We start from the raw sequence: 534 nt of genomic DNA on the forward strand, positions 1-534 counted from the left end.
CGCCACCATGCAACAGGAGCGAACAGAGCCAACAACCAGAGATTTAGACTGCCGCCATCGTCATCGGAACCTTTGAAATCACAATTATTGGTTGCAATACCATCGTGACACTCTTTGCCCGCTTCTTCTCTAGCATTGATGATAAAATTTGGTTCAGTGATGTAACGGTTTGGTGGTGTGTCGGCAGTAATGTAAGACTGAACCCAATCGTAGTAGTTACTGACCTTCGTATAAAAACTTGGAATGGTCAGCGAGCCACAAGTCGGCAATACCAAAGGACCACCACTCACGACCCCAATTTGCTTGCCTGTCGCAATGTCCAGCAGCGGGCCACCGCTGTCCCCTTTACAAGCAGAGTTACCATATTGAGTGCTGCTGCTTGGCTCTAAAATCCTATTGAATGTGGGCACTGTACAGATCTTAGTCGCGTTGGTTCTAGAGTTAATCAACCCCGGATAGCTATTGCCAATTTCCAGACGCTCATAACACTTGTCTATCGGAAGAAAACCGATCTGAGTGGTTTGTAACAAAGGA

1 protein-coding gene is annotated in these 534 nt (G+C 46.8%); it reads right to left on the bottom strand.

The features are described from left to right. Positions 1-534 (bottom strand): trypsin-like serine protease (locus R7044_RS27690; RefSeq protein WP_225456295.1); only part of this gene is annotated, 534 nt, incomplete at both ends.

Source organism: Vibrio sp. 1402 (assembly GCF_033340275.1).